The following is a 15,937-nucleotide window of genomic DNA, read 5'->3' as shown; positions in this document are numbered from 1 at the left end:
CCCCGAGGGTGAGGGCGCCATGAGTGGAAGAGGACGGGGACGTTGTAACCCGTCGAACAGAGAGTCCAATATCTTTGATGCTCCTGCAGGAGCAGGCAGGCGTGTCACTTTCCGACAGGAGGCCGGCAGAGGCATGGACCAGGGTGCCGGTAGAGGCATGGGCCAGGGACAAGGTCAATGCGAGAGGATGAGAAGAAGAGACGGATCCGGTAAAAGACGAATGGGATGAAGCAGGTTATCGCAATACCCCTGGAAGAGGGAAGACTCTGTCAGCACTTTGGCCATTGTCAGCAGTTTGCCATTATCGAGACGGAGGATGGAACCATACAGAACGAGACGTTGGTGACACCTCCCCCGCATGAACCGGGACTGCTGCCCGCATGGCTCTCGGAGAGAGGCGTCACCGAGGTGATCGCAGCGGGTATCGGACAAAAAGCAATACGTCTGTTTGAGCAACAGCAGATCAGGGTGCACGTGGGTGCCGAGTATAAGAGTCCGCGTGAGCTGGTTACCGATCACTTTCAGCAGTCGCTGGTCACTGGTATAAATGCCTGTGATCACTGAGGCGGCTGAGAGGATGAAGATCGCAATAGCCAGTGGTAAGGGAGGTACAGGTAAGACATTTGTCTCCACTAACCTCTTTTGGGTAGCCTCACAGAAGGGCATCGATTGTGCGCTGGCCGACTGTGATGCGGAGGAGCCCAATGTCGCGGAGTTTATTGCCGGTGAGGAGGAACGGGTTGAAGAGGTCTACCAGCAGGTACCGGTAATTGATCCGGAGAGATGTTCCTTCTGCGGGAAATGCTACGAATATTGTAGTTACAATGCCATCCTCTACCTGCCGGAGAAGAGAATGATTCAGGTCCTTCCCGATCTGTGCCACGATTGTGGTGCATGCAGCTATGCTTGTCAGGCGGGAGCGATCACCGAACATCCCAAGCTCCTGGGCAGAGTGACGCGTGCTGTTTACGGTGCCGCTCAGCATCTTGTCGAAGGTCGTGCCGAAGTGGGGGTTTATACCCCTGTGCCGGTCATCACCCATACCATCCATGAGGCCAGCGACAGGAAGCTGGTGCTCCTCGACTCACCACCCGGCATCTCATGTTCCTTTATTGCAACCGTCGACAGGGCAGACTATGTGGTGCTGGTCACTGAGCCCACGCCATTCGGTCTGCACGACCTGATGCTATCGGCTGCCACCGTACGGCAGCTCGGTAAACCTTTTGGGGTGGTCATCAACAGAGCCGGACTGGGAAACGATGAGATGTACCAATGGCTTAAGGGGGAGGAGATCCCGCTTTTGCTGGAGATTCCCTTCGACCGGGAGATCGCACGCATCTATGCCGAGGGAGGGTTGCCTGCAGCGGTGGATGACTCCTACCGGGAGATGTTCAGCAGTTTGCTCATTCAAATCGTTCAACAGAAAATCTTATGAGACAGATTGTCATTATCAGCGGAAAAGGAGGAACAGGCAAGACAAGCCTGAGTGCGGCACTGGCGACCATGGGTGAAAAGCTGATGGTGGCCGACTGTGATGTGGATGCGGCCAACCTTCATCTGCTGCTGCAGCCTGCCGATCATTCCCGCCACCCTTTCTCCACCGGTGCCAAGGCGGTGATCGACCAGCAGCTATGTACACAATGCGGTGCCTGCATGGATGCCTGTCGCTTCGATGCGATCAGGTGCCAGGAGGATCGTTACACCATCTCTGAGACATCATGTGACGGATGCCGTCTCTGCATGCGCATCTGTCCGGCCGATGCCATCAGTATGATTGAAAGCAATGGCAGCTACTGGACTACCGGCACGTTCCGTAACGGCTGGATGGTACATGCCCGGCTGGAGCCTGGTGAGGAGAACTCCGGCAAGCTGGTCAATGTGGTGCGTGAGCAATCCCGTCAGCTGTCGGAGCAGATGGGTGTGGAGACCATTCTGATTGACGGGCCTCCCGGCACCGGTTGTCCCACGATCTCTGCTATGAGCGGTGCCGATCTGGCATTGCTGGTCACCGAACCGAGTCGTTCCGGTTTTCATGACCTGAAGAGGGTGAAACAGCTGACCGATGGGTTTGACATTCCGTCGGTCGTGGTGATCAATAAGTATGACCTGAATGAGCGGGTGACTGCCGAGATTGAGGCTTGGTGCCGCAGCGAGAAACTCCCTCTCATCGGCAGGATTCCTTTCGAGCCGGCGGTGGTGGAGGCGATGTTACAATGCCGTACGGTGGTTGAGTGGGCTCCCCGCTCGGCAGCAGCCGGTGAGATCGCAGACATCCACCGGCAGATTTTCCAGTCGTGAAAATACCAATGAGACCTCTTTTGATCCATCTTCTGTATCCTAATTGATGGGCATGATCCGACACCTCTTCCGGGTTGTCATACGCCAGGCAGAGATGAGGATAACGCCCTCTCTCTCCCTTGGGGTCAATGAAGAGCTCCAGCTTCAAATCCTGTTGCTCCATCATGTAGACCTCAGTTTGCCTGTCGGTGGAAAAGATGGAATGGAGCACCTCTTCTGAATCGAGGGTGAATTGTTTCAACTGGCGAAAATGCAAAACGGATTCGTAAAAGTTTTGAATCTCTGCTGGCTCAATAATGGATAATCCTATATGTTGTAACATCGTTCTATTTTTTAAGATTCTCTCTTTGTCTGATCGGTAACCTACGGAATATAGGGTGTGTAATGATCGGGAGCGACCAGTTCCCGGTACTTGTAGACCACCTTCTTGAAATCATCCCAGGTATCCCTTTTCAGTGCAGGATTTCTCAGCAGCGCCGAGGGGTGATAGACCGGCCTATGAAAGGTCTCCCCACGCGGTCTTCATCTCTTCCCGGAGCTTCGCCGATGATGAAGATGGGAGCATGATGATTCCCCTCACCGAAGATGAGATGATTCCGTGATTGCCACAAATCGCATTTCCTGCACTGCTCCATCTCCTCCCGCAACTGCTCCATCGTCTGGCCCATATTGATTTTCTCCTGTTTATTAATATTCAATTCCTTCCCGTGCTTCAATGCCCTGACGATAATAATGTTTCACCTCTCTCATCTCGGTCACCAGGTCGGCCACCTCAATCAGCTCCTCCGGTGCATAACGGCCGGTGACCACTACCTCACATCCGGCTGCTCTCGTCTTCAATATTTCGATTAACTCACCCACGGTGAAGAGATCATAATAGATGGCGATGGTTGCCTCATCCAGAATCACCATGTCATACTCTCCAGAAGTGAGCACCTCCGACACCACCGCCAGTCCCTCTCTTGCGGCTGACACATCCTCATCGGTCGGTTTTCCCACAATGAAGCAACCCCTGCCGAACTGCCGGATGGTGATCTGCGGCACGTGCTGCCTAACCGCCGTGATCTCGGAATAGTTTCTTCCTTTCACGAACTGCGCAATGTAGACGCTCATCCCTGCACCGGCTGCCCGCAGTGCCAGTCCGAAGGCCGCCGTGCTCTTTCCCTTGCCGTTCCCTGTGTAGATCTGCAGATAACCTCTCATCTCTCTTTGCATGCATTGAATATTTTCAGCAGGTTGCTGATAACTGCTTTCTCAACTTTGTCAACAGCCCAGCCACCATTTGTCCGGTAAAACTGATCATATTCCTGTACAAATGCTGACTTCTTATAAAAGTTCATCCTGTTTCATGATTCTTTGCGACTCTCTAATCTCCGTAGTTTCTCTTCCAGCTCCTCATTGGAGCGTTTGAGTCTTTGTGCTTCCGTTTTGAGCTCTTTCATCTCATCCCGTTTGTGTAGGATATCCTGCCAGGGAATATTTTGAATCAATTCTGAAATAAGAAGGCCAAAACTGTAAAGCCGGTCAACGCTGTAACCCTGAACAATTCCAGCTCCTCTGCTTGTTCCGGCTCTGCGTCCAAATCCTGTTCCTCTGGCTACTGCTATTCTTCTACCCGATCTGGCAATCTGGTCCCTGCCTGCTCCCCAGCCTCTGTTGCGATACAATCCATCTTCATATCCGGGTGTATCAAATCCCGAACAAAATCCTCTTGCTCTTCCGGTTCTGGGACCTTGTCCCATCGGTCCGGTACGATCTCCTGATGGCATAATGCTAATTTTTTAAGTGAAACAAATAATAAATCGACAATGGCAAAAAGCCTAAATTAAAGTGAACATAAGTTCATTCATGTATTAAAAGGTGTAGGTATCACCTGTTCTTACCGATTGAATCTGAAAACTCTCCGCAAATGCCACAAGTGCAGGCAATGCGGTACAGTGAGATGGGATGACATGTTCCACCCTGTTTTTTTTAAGGTAGTGGATAGTCTCGATGGTTTGCCGATCGCGCTTCTTAAGATGAAAACCACCCATGATACCGAAGATCCTCTGCTCACCAGTGACGTTTCTTGCATGCTCCAGGGTGTTGACCACCCCGGCATGTCCGCAGCCTGTGATCACAAACAATCCTTTCTCTGTCTGCAGTGCTACGGCACTGTCATCTGCCACAAAATCGGGACTCCCATCTTCAAAAGAGAAGGAGGTCTGTTGTGATTCAAAATCGGTGATGCGGGGGATCTCTCCCAGAAACAGAATGAAGTTGCTGACATGGAGAGGTGCTTTGCTGGTGGTGAGATCAAATTTTTGTGCGATTTCATCCCGGCTGTTTTGCAGACCGATATAGGTGCGATCTGCCGTTCTGTATCGTTTCACAAAACAACCCGGATGGCAGAGCAGTCTGCCGCCTGAGAGATGAGTCAATCCGTTTCCGTGATCAAAATGACCGTGACTCAGGATGATCAGATTCCTCTTCTTCAAATCAATCCTCATTAGTGATGCATTTCGCAGGAAGAGATCACTTTGCCCCGTATCAAACAGGATCTTTGTCCCCTTATGCTCTATGAAATAGGAGAGTCCATGCTCTGCAGCGGTATTTCCGCCGGGATAATTGTCGGTAAGAATCGATATTTTCATCTCCTTTTTTTACAAATATAACCAATAAAATTTTATTATGAACAAATGTTCAAACAATTTTGCTATTGTTTTGCTGAAAAAGATAATGAATGATCAGTTTCGTCTTGCAAGCTTTACCCATTTGAAGTATCCGAACATAGAGATCACGGTGTAGATGGCGAAGAGCAGTGCGGTTGGGTAGAGCCCTTTCCAGAGGTAGAGTCCGCAGGAAATAAGGTTGACCAGGAACCAGACCCACCACTGCTCCGCATGTTTCTGCGCAAGCATCCACATACCCGCGATGCTCAACGCGGTGGTAAGGCTGTCGCCCCCGGCAACCGGACTATCGGTATATCGGGTGAGGATCAGGTAAATGACGCCAAAGAGTAGCATCGTGATAAGAATTAGAGGAAGTATCTGCCGCTGCGGGGTGTGGATGATGGATGGTGTATCTCCTTCCGTATGGTTCCTGTTCCAGCGGATCCAGCCGTAGATGCTGGCGAAGAAGTAGTAGACGTTGATTCCCATGTCGGCATAGAACTTGCTCTGGAAGAAGATCCAGATATAGACCACCGGCATCAACACCCCCACTGGCCAGAGCCATTTGTTGGCCTTGTATTCGAGGTAGAGATAGAGTAGGCCGATAAGGGCGCCGACGATTTCGATGGTTTGCATGTCAATTCTGTTTGATTTGAGATAATGAATTTATTTCTAAATCTCTGCTTCTTTTCGGGGTGCCCACCTGGTTAAACGAGCGTGATTTGATTTGTTGTCCGAGCGAAACGGGTTTAAAATCAAATAGTGAGTAAACCGGGAGTGCATCGAAATAAAGCTGCGAAAGAGAAATAAATTCCTTCTTTCGTATTTACTTAAAACGAAATTGTGAGGCGCCCTATAAGGTTGCGCGTGGCCTGGGGGTAGTATCCAACCCAGTTGAAAGTGGTTCCGTCTTCAAATGCATCTGTTGAAGCCCATCCGTTTGCCACGTACTCCCTGTTGAACAGGTTGTTCACGAAAAACTGCAGGTTGATTACTCCCACTTGGCTCTTGGGGAAGGTGTAACCGGCGGAGAGGCTGCTCACGAAGTAGGAGCCGATCGACTTGTCCTCGTCCGACGTGTTGTCGATGTACTGTTTCCCCACATATTTGCCGTTCAGGTTCATGTAGAAGGCGGATACCGGTTGCCAGGTGATGCCTGCCATTCCGATCAATTCCGGAGAGAAGGAGATATTGGTTGTTCCCAACTCATTTGCGATCTGTTTTTGTATTTCCGGATGGTTGTCGTCGGGGATCGGGTTATAGTCGTCGGAATTGTCGTACAGGTCGAACCAGGCTACGTAGTTCCGGATTTTATTTCGGCTGAGGGTGGCGTTGGCATCGAGCAGTAGTTTTTCTGTCCACAGGGGAAGTGATGCCTCAATCTCGATACCTGCACGGTAGCTCTCCTTTACGTTTTCCATCAGCTTGTAACCAATATCAGTAAGTTTGCCGGTCTGCACCATCTGGTTGTGGTAATCCATGTAATAGAGATTAGCACCAAATTTCAACCCATTCCTGTTGTATCGGTAGCCAAGCTCATAATCGATCATCTTTTCCGGTTTTATAAAATTAGAAGCTCCTCCCTTTATGCCATCTTTCAGATCGGCACGCAGAGGCTCACGCTTGCCCACGGCTGCCGAAGCGTACAGGCGGTGATTGTTGCTCAGTTCATAGAACAGGCCCGCCTTAGGGTTGAAAAAGTTGTAGTAAAAATCGCCTGTCAGATCCATCTGGTCGTCATCCATACCACTGAAGCGGTAGCCCACACGACGGTATTGCAGGTCGCCGAAAAGTGATACTTTTTCATTCAGTTGATATTCCGCTTTGGTGAAGATATTTACTTCCGATTTTTTGCCTCTGTTTCTGTACCATTCATAATTAACAGGAATATTCTCGTTATGTTTTATCCATGGCAGACGACCGTAATGATCCCCGTCGTAAAAACTGTACAAACCGCCGAAGGTGAGCTTCCATCGGTCGTCGGCATAGTCCAGTCCCGCGTTGGCTACATAGAAATTGTTTCGCATCAGCTTACGGCGGATGAAGTCGCTCTTGCGGTAGGTCTTCCCGTCAATGGTTTGCGGTTCCAGTCCAAAATCGGAGAACTTCTTGTTATACCTGTAGTTCTCATAATAACCGTATCCGTGGTTATAACTCAGCCCTGAATTTAATGTGAGATTACGGCTCAGCTCTCTTGTGAGAGTGAGCTGCACAATATCAGAGTAGTAGTTGTCGGTCTCGTTGCCATAGTACAATCGGTTGCCGGCATCATCGTAATACTCTCCTGCGGGGTTGTAGCGACGCCCATATTCCGGGTCCTGCATCTGCTTGTCCGACACCCCCTGCCACGAGATGCCGGTATGCTGGATACCCCTCAGGTAACTGAGGCGAAGCAGCTGCCGTTCGCTATAGTGAGAAACTACCCCATAGAAATTGGTATGGTTCACTGTGCCGTTGCGCACATAACCGTCACCCAGCACCCGCGAAAAGCGGGCATCGAGTGATAGTCCGTTTTTCAAAACCCCTGTCCCCGCAGCAACATTCGATAAGAATGTACCATAGCTTCCCACGGCGGTGGATGCCTCTCCGTATGCTTCGGAGCGGGCGCCTGCCGTCTGAAGTGAAATGCTTGCACCAAAGGCTCCCGGGCCATTGGTGGATGTACCCACGCCACGCTGCACCTGTATGTCCTGCAGCGAGTTGGAAAGATCGGGAAGATTCACCCAGTAAACCTCCTGGCTTTCGGGGTTATTCAATGGCATCCCGTTAAGAGTTACATTTATGCGAGTGGCGTCTGTTCCGCGAATCCTGAATGAGGTGTTTCCTACACCAAGGCCGTCTTCGGTAAAAGATACAAGCGAAGGTGTGGTTTGAAGTATGGAGGGAATATTGCGTGCAGCATTTTGTTTTTTAATTTCGGAATGAGAGATATTAGAGTATGATACCGGGGTGTTTTTTCCGGCACGTGTTCCCGAGACAATAACCTCTTCCAGCTGAATAAGATCAAGACTGTCGGTTTGTTCTGCCTGTTCTGCCTGTTCTGACAGTTCTGCCTGCTCTGCCTGAGCCATCACTTGATAACTGAGTGCCGATAAAATTATCAGCATTAAAAAAACCTTTTTCATTTACATAAGTTTTTAGGATAAACAGGGCCTGTGTGACTGCTTATCATTAGTTAGTGTAATAAAAAAGGGGATTTTGTAAAGATATATACCAAAAGCCACAAATTTGTGAGCTTTATATTTTCCCTACGCCGGCATTATCCGGATCAGGTATTTTGGGTATGATCTCAGCCCGTTTTATTTGGGCACCCCTTGTAGAATGACAGAACAAAGATAGCACGTTTTTGTTCATAAGAGAGCATACGACGGGAATTTAACATTTAGGGCCTGCTGTCATCTGTCATCACAATATCTTGAACATGCTAAAAAAACAGAGACGGATTTACGTGAGAATGTCCAGAAGATGCATATAACTGAAAAAACAGGAGTTAAATTGTAGTTTTCTCTGCTTTTATTTGTAATTTCGTTAGTTTTAAACGAACTAAGAAAAATATAGTCACACGGTATATGAGCGATGAAGAAAAACTGGTTGCGGAAGATCAGATTATCGAAGAGGAGTTTCAGGGCCTTTTGAACGATTATTTGAACTCTAATCACCGGCGGAAAGTGGATGTCATTACCCGGGCTTTTAATATGGCGAAGGAGGCTCACAAAGGGGCACGTCGCCGCTCGGGCGAACCTTACATCATGCATCCGCTGGCGGTAGCCCGTATTGTGTCGAGGGAGATGGGTCTGGGATCGACCTCCATTTCTGCTTCGTTGCTGCACGATGTGGTTGAGGATACTGACTATACCGTTGATGATATACGTGCCCTTTTTGGTGATAAGATTGCCCAGATTGTTGACGGGCTGACAAAGATATCGAGCGGAATGTTCGGTGAAAATGTGTCGGCTCAAGCAGAGAATTTCAGGAAATTGCTTCTCACAATGTCAGATGATATACGTGTTATACTTATAAAGATTGCTGATAGGCTTCATAACATGCGAACTCTCTCTTCCATGTCAGCAGCAAAGCAGTTTAAGATAACAGGCGAAACACTATATATCTACGCTCCGCTTGCTCACAGGCTTGGCCTGTTTGCCATAAAGACTGAACTAGAAGAGCTCTGTTTCAAACACGAGCATCCTGAAGTATATGCAGACCTGTCAAAAAAGATTTTAGAGACTGCTCCCGAACGAAATAAGATATATGAACATTTTGCCGTTCCGGTTATAATGGCGCTCGATAAGATGGATATTGAGTATGAAATGCGTGCACGGGTAAAATCAGTTTACTCTATCTGGAACAAGATGCAAAACAAGGGTATCGATTTTTCAGAGGTGTACGACCTGTTTGCAGTACGCATAATCTTTGAGATCATTCCCGGAATGGATGAGAAAAAACAATGTTGGGACATCTATTCGGCCATTACCGATATATATAAGCTTCGCCCCGACCGTATCCGCGACTGGGTGAGCCACCCAAAGGCAAACGGCTATCAGGCATTGCATCTTACCGTGATGGGCCCTGACGGGAAATGGATAGAGATTCAGATTAGGAGCCGTCGTATGGATGATATTGCCGAAAAAGGATTTGCAGCTCACTGGAAATATAAAGAGAACAGGATTGAAGAGGATAACGAACTTGATAAATGGTTAAAAACTATTCAGGAGATTCTTGCCAACCCAAATCCCAATGCCATCGATTTCCTGGATACTGTGAAGATGAACCTGTTCTCTTCCGAGATATTTGTTTTTACACCAAAGGGAGATATCAAGACACTTCCTCAGGGTGCAACAGCTCTCGATTTTGCCTATACCATTCATACCCGGATAGGGGATCACTGCCTAGGGGCAAAGGTGAACCATACTCTTGCTCCACTCAGCCAGAAGCTCCGTAGTGGGGATCAGATAGAAATTCTTACTTCGCAATCTGTTAATCCGCAGCCGGAATGGCTCAATTTTGTTACTACTGCTAAAGCCAGGACAAAAATTGAGGCATCGTTACGACGACAACGCCGGCGTATTGTAGAGAAAGGGCAAAATATGCTTGATGAGCTCTTTGATCACGAACCAATAGACAATACTGTATTTAATAAGATATTACATGCGTATAAGGCTGGGAACAAGGAGGACCTGTATTATATGATCGGCAATGCCGAAGTCGCATTGCCCGCAAATAAAAGTGCTTTCTCAAAGGTGAAGCTGGTACCGGAAAAGCAGGATAATCTTTTTGTACGTTACGTAAAGCAGGCTATGAATGCCATTATGAAATCGCCTGCCGATAACAAAAGCACTAAAAAGGAAGAAGTAGAGTCCGGAACATCAGACCTTATTCTTAACATGCCTTTAAAACAAAGAATAAACAGGGGTGTCACTTATCAGCTTACAGAGACTAACTTCCGGAAGAACTTTATTGTACCTTCATGTTGCAATCCGCTTCCGGGAGATGATGTGTTTGGTTATATAACTGAGAAAGAAGAGGTGGAGGTTCATAAGCGTTCTTGCCAGACCGGGCTGAAACTAAAATCTAATTATGGAGACCGTATAATTACAGTTTCATGGGGAGATTACCGGCAATACTCTTTTCTTGCTTCAATAGTTTTTACAGGGATAGACCGTGTGGGTATTCTCAGCAGTATCCTCGCCAAACTTGCTGAAGATGTGGTGGTGAACATACAGAGTGTTAATGTTTCATCGAATGACGGTATCTTTGAAGGTGTGTTTAACGTGCATGTACATAGTGCAGAGGAGGTAAATCAACTTTGCGGTAAAATAGCAAAAGTGGACGGTGTAAGTACCGTCCACAGATCTACTATTTGATTTTTCTTTTCTTTCTTCTGCCGAATATCAATGATGAAACTTTCTTTGCAGCGTAGGCTACAAGAGCGGGTTTGGCAATATTCCACGCAAGCGATCCAATAAGCGGCAGGTTAGATATTACAAAGCTAAGCCAGGGGTTTGCCCGTTTTGTGATAAAAGGTGTAACATTATATGAATAACCGCCCGAAAAATTTTCCAAAGTCTCGGTCAGTTTTGATTTTACTGAAGAAGTAACACCTTTGGTAAGCATCGTTCCCCAATTGTCATTAAGGTACTGCAACTGGTAAGCGAGGCGTTGACTGGCAATAGCGCGTTCTTCCCTCAACTTTTTCTTTTCTAAACGCAACTCTTCAAGTGGAGTTAATTTGTAAGTTTTCATTTATTACTGTTTTTTCCATCCTTATCGTTTTGTTCCATCAAAAAGCGAACAACGCGATTGGTGACTTTTTTCTTGAAAGGTTTTTTTAGGAGAAGCATTATCAGCAGAACCAGCAGGGCAAAAGCTGCCACTAAGCCGAATCCTACCCAGGTGTTCTGAAATACTTCACCCAAATAAATCCCTACAGTTACGAGTATGAAAAAAAGTGTTAATAATGCAATGCCCGCAACAATCAGGCTATAGGTGATTGTTGATGAAGCCAGGCTTATTTTTTCATAAACTTCCAGTTTTCCGAGCTCGAGTGTGGCAGTGATGAAGTTCGATATATCACCTCTCATTTCCTCGAACAGCGTACTTACTTTTTTTTCTTCCATCGTTTAAGTAGATTAGAGGATAAATTATTGTTTTGCAAGCTCTTTCTTTGCTATCTCAGCAATGTCATCAATATCCTCTTTTAGATCATGTACTTCGCTTTTTCCCTTGTAAACAGCAGATTTAATATTAGTTTTTAGTTTGTCTGCAAATTCATTGGCTTGCTCAAGCCATTCCTCTCTTCTGTCGGTTCCAATAATGTAACCCACAGCAGCGCCAAGCGCAATACCAATACCTAATCCCAGTAATAATTTTGCTTCTGATTTCATAATTTATGCGTTTAATAATTAGTAGTTTTTATTTTATCTTATACCGTTATTTCATTTCTTGCGAGCAACTCTTATGTCAGCTGTTTTCATGCTCTTCAAAAATTAAACACTTTATGGGCAAAAATGTTTTTTGAAATCATTAATAATGAGATGAGAACTATTCTGCAGTTAAGGCCTCACCTAACAATGTTGCTGATGTGAATCCCGTTATTCTTACTTTAAGGAACTGCCCTATACGGTGATTTTTTTTGTCAAAGATGACCACTTTATTCTGATCGGTACGACCGAAAAGCTGTTCCCGTGAACGTTTGGAGAAACCCTCTACCAGTATTTCAAACTCTTTACCCAGATCTCTTTCATTGCTTTGGTGAGACAGTTCCATCTGCAGGTCGATAATTTCCTGCAAACGCCTGGCCTTTACCTCTTCCGGTACATTGTCTTCCAGCTTTTTAGAAGCGTATGTCCCCGGCCTTTCTGAGTATTTGAACATAAAAGCCGAATCGAAGGCCACCTCACGCATTAATGAGAGTGTCTCCTGATGATCTTCCTCCGTTTCGGAATGGAAACCACACATGATATCGGTTGATAGCCCGCAATCAGGAATAATACGTTTGATGGCTTCGATACGTTCTAAATACCACTCCCTGTTGTACCTCCTGTTCATCAACTTAAGCATTCGCGAACTTCCCGATTGCACAGGAAGGTGGATGTAGTTGCAAAGATTTTTGTATTTAGCTATAGTCTCAAGAGTTTGGTCGTTCATATCCCAGGGATGGGAAGTAGTGAAGCGGATACGCATTTCAGGAGCAGCCTCTGCAACCATTGATAGCAGTTCATGAAACAGAATGCTTTTTTCCCCCTCTCTATACCGGTATGAGTTTACGTTTTGTCCAAGCAGTATTACTTCTCTGAAACCTTTTTCGCGCATGTCGCGCAGCTCATTGAGGATGCTCTCAGGCTCGCGGCTTCGTTCGCGACCGCGGGTGTAGGGGACAATACAGTAGGTGCAAAATTTGTTACATCCGCGCATTATGGATATGTATCCCGAGATATTGCTTCCGCTCATTTTTAAGGGGATCACATCCTTATAAGTCTCTGTACGTGACAGCTCTATATTCATGGCTTTCTCTCCCCGTTCTGCCGCACCTACAAGGTTGGGCAGGTCGAGGTAGGCATCGGGGCCGACAACCAGGTCTACATTGTGATTCTCTATAAGACCAGTTTTTACACGTTCTGCCATGCATCCCAGCACACCTATTATAAGGTTCTCCTTCCTTTTTCTCTTCAATGCATTGAAATAGTCGAGTCGCTGAATAACCTTCTGTTCAGCGTTATCACGGATAGAGCATGTGTTTACGAAAATAGCATCTGCATCACGGTCGTTATCTGTGAGTGTATAGCCATCCATCTCCATTATAGATGCAACTACCTCTGTATCTGCCACGTTCATCTGGCATCCGTAAGTCTCTATAAATAGTTTCTTTTCTTTAATTTTATCTGAATTCATCTCTTTGCTTGTAAACTGTGATATATTACACTCAAGGAAAAGTTAAAACAGTTATTTATCTGTTGGAAAAGTTGCAATATTACCTTTCTTGTAGTATTTTTGCCTCGAGGAAAAAATAAAAATTTTTTCATAGTTAAGGTTTTGGTTAAATGTTCGAGAGCGGCTGTGAAGTTGCTCTCGATTTTTTTATATAACCAAATACACTCTATATCGTAAAAAATCATTATTTTTGCTGCGTTGCAAAATTAATAAAAATATGGAGTCCGGAGACATTATTTATTTGATCCTTCTTGTATTTTTCATGTTATTGGGATTTTTTAATGATTCCAGGAAGAAAAAAAATCAACAAGCGCAACAGGCCAGTGATAATCCTAAACCTATTACTGATGAAGAGACGTGGTACCCTCAACGTAAGCAGATAGTTAAGCATCTTAAGCCAGAGAAACCCATGCCTCCGCCTGTAACGTCCTTTAATAAAGGAGAAACAGTGCGCAGAGAATTTCAATCTTCCTTAGATCTTGTTTCAATTTCCAGTGATAGCTCACAAGAGGGCATTTCTGCTTTTGACTATGATACAGGTACTATTTTTGACAGCGGCATATATACTGATAATATTGCCGGTATATCTGATATGTCAGAAAAGCAACACGATAAAAACAGTGGTAGACAAAAAACATCTTCATGGCACCCTATCGTTGATGCTTTTTCAGGTGATGAAGGCAGGGAAGAGTTAAAAAAAGCGGTTTTATATAGTGAGATTTTACGAAGAAGGTACTAGATTTGGAAAAATCATTGATTAACATTTAATACAATCAATTCATATGGCATTAAAATTTATCAGTGCTGAAGAGGCTGCGTTTCTTGTGAAAAATAACGACAATGTTGGCTTCAGCGGTTTCACCCATGCCGGTTGCCCCAAAGTGGTACCGGTGGAGATAGCTAAAAGGGCGGAGGCAGAGCATGCAAAGGGTAATCCGTTTAAGATTGGTATATTTACCGGGGCATCAACCGGTGATTCCATCGATGGAACTCTTTCCCGTGCAAAAGCAATTAAATTCCGTACGCCTTATCAGACTAACAAAGATATGCGTGAGGCAATTAACCGGGGAGAGCTCGATTATTTTGATCTCCATCTTTCTCAACTGGCTCAGGAAATAAGATACGGATTCCTTGGTGGTATAAATGTAGCTATTATTGAGGCTAGCCAGGTGACTGAAAAGGGGGTAATTGTTCCGACAACTGCTGTGGGAATTGTCCCTACCATATGCCGATTGGCAGATATTGTAATTGTAGAGTTGAATAAAAGAGTCCCGGCGAAATTACGCGGAATTCATGATATATATGAACTGCAGGATCCTCCCAAAAGGCGTGAAATACCTATATATGAAGTGCAAACACGTATAGGGTTGGACTATGTGAAAGTAAATCCTGAAAAGATATTTGTGGTGGAAACCGACAGGGATGGCGAGGGTCACGGTTTTACCCCTGTAGATGATGTAACGGCGCAGATCGGCAACAACGTGGCTGATTTTTTCGTGTCGGAAATGAAAGCCGGTCGTATCCCCCACCATTTTCTGCCAATACAGTCGGGAGTGGGAAATATTGCCAACGCAGTCCTGGCATCGATGGGTGGAAATCCCTATATTCCCCGTTTCGAAGTATATACTGAAGTGATACAGGATGCTGTTCTTGACATGATGCAGAAGGGTTGTATCTCCTTTGCCAGCGGCTGTTCGCTTACCGTGAGCAACGATGCGCTTCATCAGTTCTACGATGATCTGGATTTTTTTAAAAACAAACTTGTGTTGCGCCCCTCTGAAATTTCTAATAACCCGGGACTTGCACGTCGGTTGGGTGTTATTGCTTTGAATACAGCTATTGAGGTAGATATTTTTGGAAGTGTAAACTCATCTCATGTTAATGGTAACAAGATGATGAATGGTATTGGAGGATCGGGGGACTTTACACGTAACTCCTATCTGTCGGTATTTCTCACTCCTTCCACAGCAAAGGGTGGAGCTGTAAGCTGCATAGTTCCCAAGGTTACACACGAAGATCACACCGAGCATTCAGTGAAGATTGTGGTATCTGAATATGGTGTGGCCGATTTGAGAGGAAAAGGGCCAAGAAACCGTGCCGAAGAGATAATAGAGAAATGTGCTCATCCCGATTATCGTCCTTTGTTGCACGAATATCTCAATCGTGGCGTGAAAGGGCATATTCCGCAGGATATTTATGCATGTTTCGCCTTTCATCATGCACTGAAAGAGACGGGGAGTATGCTGAACACCGATTTTTTAAAGTATAAAATGCCCTGAAACGTTAATGCCCTGGAGCACGGAACCCCGCCGGGGCATTAATGCTTTTGCTACTAAACACTGATGGCGCCGGAAACCCTGCTGGTTACAGAAGGCAGCCAGTGCCTTAAACCGTTGATGCAAATTATTGCAGTGCCTATACCAGCCTGATACTGAAACCCGGCAGTATCTGATGCGCTTTAAAAAAATAAATGTCTATCTCACAACAGAAATAGACATTTATTAAAAATTAAACTGCTGAAAGATAGCAGTTTGACTGTTTTTGTCGGGATGAGAAGA

At 46.0% G+C, this 15,937-nt stretch carries 19 protein-coding genes and 1 riboswitch; of the genes, 8 read left to right on the top strand and 11 right to left on the bottom strand.

The window, feature by feature from the left end:
- From B3B27_RS07925 to B3B27_RS07905, 5 genes are all read left to right on the top strand, one after another.
- Positions 1-229: hypothetical protein (locus B3B27_RS07925; RefSeq protein WP_286847242.1), on the top strand; the 229-nt coding region annotated here is incomplete at its 5' end.
- Complete coding sequence (locus B3B27_RS07920; protein WP_286832468.1) at positions 226-564, top strand: NifB/NifX family molybdenum-iron cluster-binding protein; 339 nt, start codon at positions 226-228, stop codon at positions 562-564. The genes B3B27_RS07925 and B3B27_RS07920, both read left to right, overlap by 4 nt.
- 13 nt (positions 565-577) lie before the next feature.
- A complete protein-coding gene (locus B3B27_RS07915; protein ID WP_238869315.1) occupies positions 578-1,435 on the top strand; it encodes a 4Fe-4S binding protein in 858 nt (285 codons plus the stop codon).
- Positions 1,432-2,298: a 4Fe-4S binding protein gene (locus tag B3B27_RS07910; RefSeq protein ID WP_286847241.1), complete on the top strand. Its 867-nt coding sequence runs from the start codon at positions 1,432-1,434 to the stop codon at positions 2,296-2,298. Before B3B27_RS07915 ends, B3B27_RS07910 begins: the two co-directional genes overlap by 4 nt.
- A 52-nt stretch (positions 2,299-2,350) precedes the next feature.
- Positions 2,351-2,518 carry a hypothetical protein gene (locus B3B27_RS07905; RefSeq protein WP_286844858.1) on the top strand — a complete coding sequence of 56 codons (168 nt, stop codon included), beginning with the start codon at positions 2,351-2,353 and terminating at the stop codon, positions 2,516-2,518.
- A 247-nt stretch (positions 2,519-2,765) separates the two neighbouring features.
- Here the strand turns inward: B3B27_RS07905 and B3B27_RS11855 are convergent, their stop codons facing one another.
- The 7 genes from B3B27_RS11855 to B3B27_RS07870 all read right to left on the bottom strand — a co-directional run bounded on the left by B3B27_RS11855 (position 2,766) and on the right by B3B27_RS07870 (position 8,074).
- Positions 2,766-2,933, bottom strand: coding sequence for a uracil-DNA glycosylase family protein (locus B3B27_RS11855; RefSeq protein ID WP_414703316.1), 168 nt, complete (start codon positions 2,931-2,933; stop codon positions 2,766-2,768).
- Positions 2,934-2,985: 52 nt separating this feature from the next.
- Positions 2,986-3,513: a cob(I)yrinic acid a,c-diamide adenosyltransferase gene (cobO, locus tag B3B27_RS07895; RefSeq protein WP_238869318.1), complete on the bottom strand. Its 528-nt coding sequence runs from the start codon at positions 3,511-3,513 to the stop codon at positions 2,986-2,988.
- The gene (locus B3B27_RS07890) at positions 3,498-3,638 is read right to left on the bottom strand and encodes a hypothetical protein (protein ID WP_238869320.1); all 141 of its coding nucleotides are present in this window, start codon (positions 3,636-3,638) and stop codon (positions 3,498-3,500) included. Before B3B27_RS07890 ends, cobO begins: the two co-directional genes overlap by 16 nt.
- Before the next feature lie 6 nt (positions 3,639-3,644).
- Complete coding sequence (locus tag B3B27_RS07885) at positions 3,645-4,067, bottom strand: DUF5320 family protein (protein ID WP_238869321.1); 423 nt, start codon at positions 4,065-4,067, stop codon at positions 3,645-3,647.
- Between the two features lie 84 nt (positions 4,068-4,151).
- Entirely contained in the window at positions 4,152-4,931 is a 780-nt protein-coding gene (locus tag B3B27_RS07880; RefSeq protein ID WP_238869322.1) for an MBL fold metallo-hydrolase, read from the bottom strand.
- 93 nt (positions 4,932-5,024) lie between these two features.
- Positions 5,025-5,585, bottom strand: a complete 561-nt coding sequence (gene pnuC / locus B3B27_RS07875) for a nicotinamide riboside transporter PnuC (RefSeq protein WP_238869323.1) — start codon at positions 5,583-5,585, stop codon at positions 5,025-5,027.
- A gap of 194 nt (positions 5,586-5,779) precedes the next feature.
- The gene (locus B3B27_RS07870; protein ID WP_238869324.1) at positions 5,780-8,074 is read right to left on the bottom strand and encodes a TonB-dependent receptor; all 2,295 of its coding nucleotides are present in this window, start codon (positions 8,072-8,074) and stop codon (positions 5,780-5,782) included.
- 102 nt (positions 8,075-8,176) lie between these two features.
- Positions 8,177-8,274, bottom strand: a riboswitch (TPP riboswitch).
- Positions 8,275-8,518: 244 nt separating this feature from the next.
- On the opposite strand from B3B27_RS07870, the gene B3B27_RS07865 reads away from it, so the two are divergent.
- Complete coding sequence (locus tag B3B27_RS07865) at positions 8,519-10,813, top strand: RelA/SpoT family protein (protein ID WP_238869325.1); 2,295 nt, start codon at positions 8,519-8,521, stop codon at positions 10,811-10,813.
- Here B3B27_RS07865 and B3B27_RS07860 read toward each other — a convergent pair.
- The 4 genes from B3B27_RS07860 to miaB all read right to left on the bottom strand — a co-directional run bounded on the left by B3B27_RS07860 (position 10,806) and on the right by miaB (position 13,340).
- Positions 10,806-11,192, bottom strand: coding sequence for a hypothetical protein (locus B3B27_RS07860; protein ID WP_238869327.1), 387 nt, complete (start codon positions 11,190-11,192; stop codon positions 10,806-10,808). The two genes, B3B27_RS07865 and B3B27_RS07860, sit on opposite strands and share 8 nt — an antisense overlap.
- Entirely contained in the window at positions 11,189-11,566 is a 378-nt protein-coding gene (locus B3B27_RS07855) for a phage holin family protein (RefSeq protein ID WP_238869328.1), read from the bottom strand. The genes B3B27_RS07860 and B3B27_RS07855 overlap by 4 nt, the downstream gene beginning before the upstream one ends.
- A gap of 24 nt (positions 11,567-11,590) precedes the next feature.
- The gene (locus B3B27_RS07850) at positions 11,591-11,833 is read right to left on the bottom strand and encodes a YtxH domain-containing protein (RefSeq protein ID WP_238869330.1); all 243 of its coding nucleotides are present in this window, start codon (positions 11,831-11,833) and stop codon (positions 11,591-11,593) included.
- Between the two features lie 157 nt (positions 11,834-11,990).
- Positions 11,991-13,340 carry a tRNA (N6-isopentenyl adenosine(37)-C2)-methylthiotransferase MiaB gene (gene miaB, locus B3B27_RS07845; RefSeq protein WP_238869332.1) on the bottom strand — a complete coding sequence of 450 codons (1,350 nt, stop codon included), beginning with the start codon at positions 13,338-13,340 and terminating at the stop codon, positions 11,991-11,993.
- Positions 13,341-13,596: 256 nt separating this feature from the next.
- Between miaB and B3B27_RS07840 the strand changes: the two genes are divergently transcribed.
- Positions 13,597-14,118 (top strand): hypothetical protein, encoded by a 522-nt coding sequence (locus tag B3B27_RS07840; protein ID WP_238869333.1) that lies wholly within the window; start codon positions 13,597-13,599, stop codon positions 14,116-14,118.
- A 43-nt stretch (positions 14,119-14,161) separates the two neighbouring features.
- The gene (locus tag B3B27_RS07835) at positions 14,162-15,658 is read left to right on the top strand and encodes a succinate CoA transferase (RefSeq protein ID WP_238869334.1); all 1,497 of its coding nucleotides are present in this window, start codon (positions 14,162-14,164) and stop codon (positions 15,656-15,658) included.
- The last annotated feature ends 279 nt before the right edge of the window (positions 15,659-15,937 follow it).

Origin of the sequence: Proteiniphilum sp. UBA5463 (assembly GCF_002427225.1) — a bacterium.
In the GTDB taxonomy this organism is placed as follows: domain Bacteria; phylum Bacteroidota; class Bacteroidia; order Bacteroidales; family Dysgonomonadaceae; genus Proteiniphilum; species Proteiniphilum propionicum.
The sequence above is the reverse complement of the archived record's forward strand: the minus strand, read 5'-3'. Positions and strand labels throughout refer to the sequence as shown.

Excerpts from the sequence above, each read along its gene's own strand:
- B3B27_RS07860 (WP_238869327.1), bottom strand. The coding sequence starts at position 11,192 with ATGAAAACTTACAAATTAACTCCACTTGAAGAGTTGCGTTTAGAAAAG.
- B3B27_RS07915 (WP_238869315.1), top strand. The coding sequence starts at position 578 with ATGAAGATCGCAATAGCCAGTGGTAAGGGAGGTACAGGTAAGACATTT.
- miaB (WP_238869332.1), bottom strand. The coding sequence starts at position 13,340 with ATGAATTCAGATAAAATTAAAGAAAAGAAACTATTTATAGAGACTTAC.
- cobO (WP_238869318.1), bottom strand. The coding sequence starts at position 3,513 with ATGCAAAGAGAGATGAGAGGTTATCTGCAGATCTACACAGGGAACGGC.
- pnuC (WP_238869323.1), bottom strand. The coding sequence starts at position 5,585 with ATGCAAACCATCGAAATCGTCGGCGCCCTTATCGGCCTACTCTATCTC.
- B3B27_RS07850 (WP_238869330.1), bottom strand. The coding sequence starts at position 11,833 with ATGAAATCAGAAGCAAAATTATTACTGGGATTAGGTATTGGTATTGCG.
- B3B27_RS07840 (WP_238869333.1), top strand. The coding sequence starts at position 13,597 with ATGGAGTCCGGAGACATTATTTATTTGATCCTTCTTGTATTTTTCATG.
- B3B27_RS07870 (WP_238869324.1), bottom strand. The coding sequence starts at position 8,074 with ATGAAAAAGGTTTTTTTAATGCTGATAATTTTATCGGCACTCAGTTAT.
- B3B27_RS07905 (WP_286844858.1), top strand. The coding sequence starts at position 2,351 with ATGATCCGACACCTCTTCCGGGTTGTCATACGCCAGGCAGAGATGAGG.
- B3B27_RS11855 (WP_414703316.1), bottom strand. The coding sequence starts at position 2,933 with ATGGAGCAGTGCAGGAAATGCGATTTGTGGCAATCACGGAATCATCTC.
- B3B27_RS07855 (WP_238869328.1), bottom strand. The coding sequence starts at position 11,566 with ATGGAAGAAAAAAAAGTAAGTACGCTGTTCGAGGAAATGAGAGGTGAT.
- B3B27_RS07890 (WP_238869320.1), bottom strand. The coding sequence starts at position 3,638 with ATGAACTTTTATAAGAAGTCAGCATTTGTACAGGAATATGATCAGTTT.
- B3B27_RS07835 (WP_238869334.1), top strand. The coding sequence starts at position 14,162 with ATGGCATTAAAATTTATCAGTGCTGAAGAGGCTGCGTTTCTTGTGAAA.
- B3B27_RS07865 (WP_238869325.1), top strand. The coding sequence starts at position 8,519 with ATGAGCGATGAAGAAAAACTGGTTGCGGAAGATCAGATTATCGAAGAG.
- B3B27_RS07885 (WP_238869321.1), bottom strand. The coding sequence starts at position 4,067 with ATGCCATCAGGAGATCGTACCGGACCGATGGGACAAGGTCCCAGAACC.
- B3B27_RS07910 (WP_286847241.1), top strand. The coding sequence starts at position 1,432 with ATGAGACAGATTGTCATTATCAGCGGAAAAGGAGGAACAGGCAAGACA.
- B3B27_RS07880 (WP_238869322.1), bottom strand. The coding sequence starts at position 4,931 with ATGAAAATATCGATTCTTACCGACAATTATCCCGGCGGAAATACCGCT.
- B3B27_RS07920 (WP_286832468.1), top strand. The coding sequence starts at position 226 with ATGAAGCAGGTTATCGCAATACCCCTGGAAGAGGGAAGACTCTGTCAG.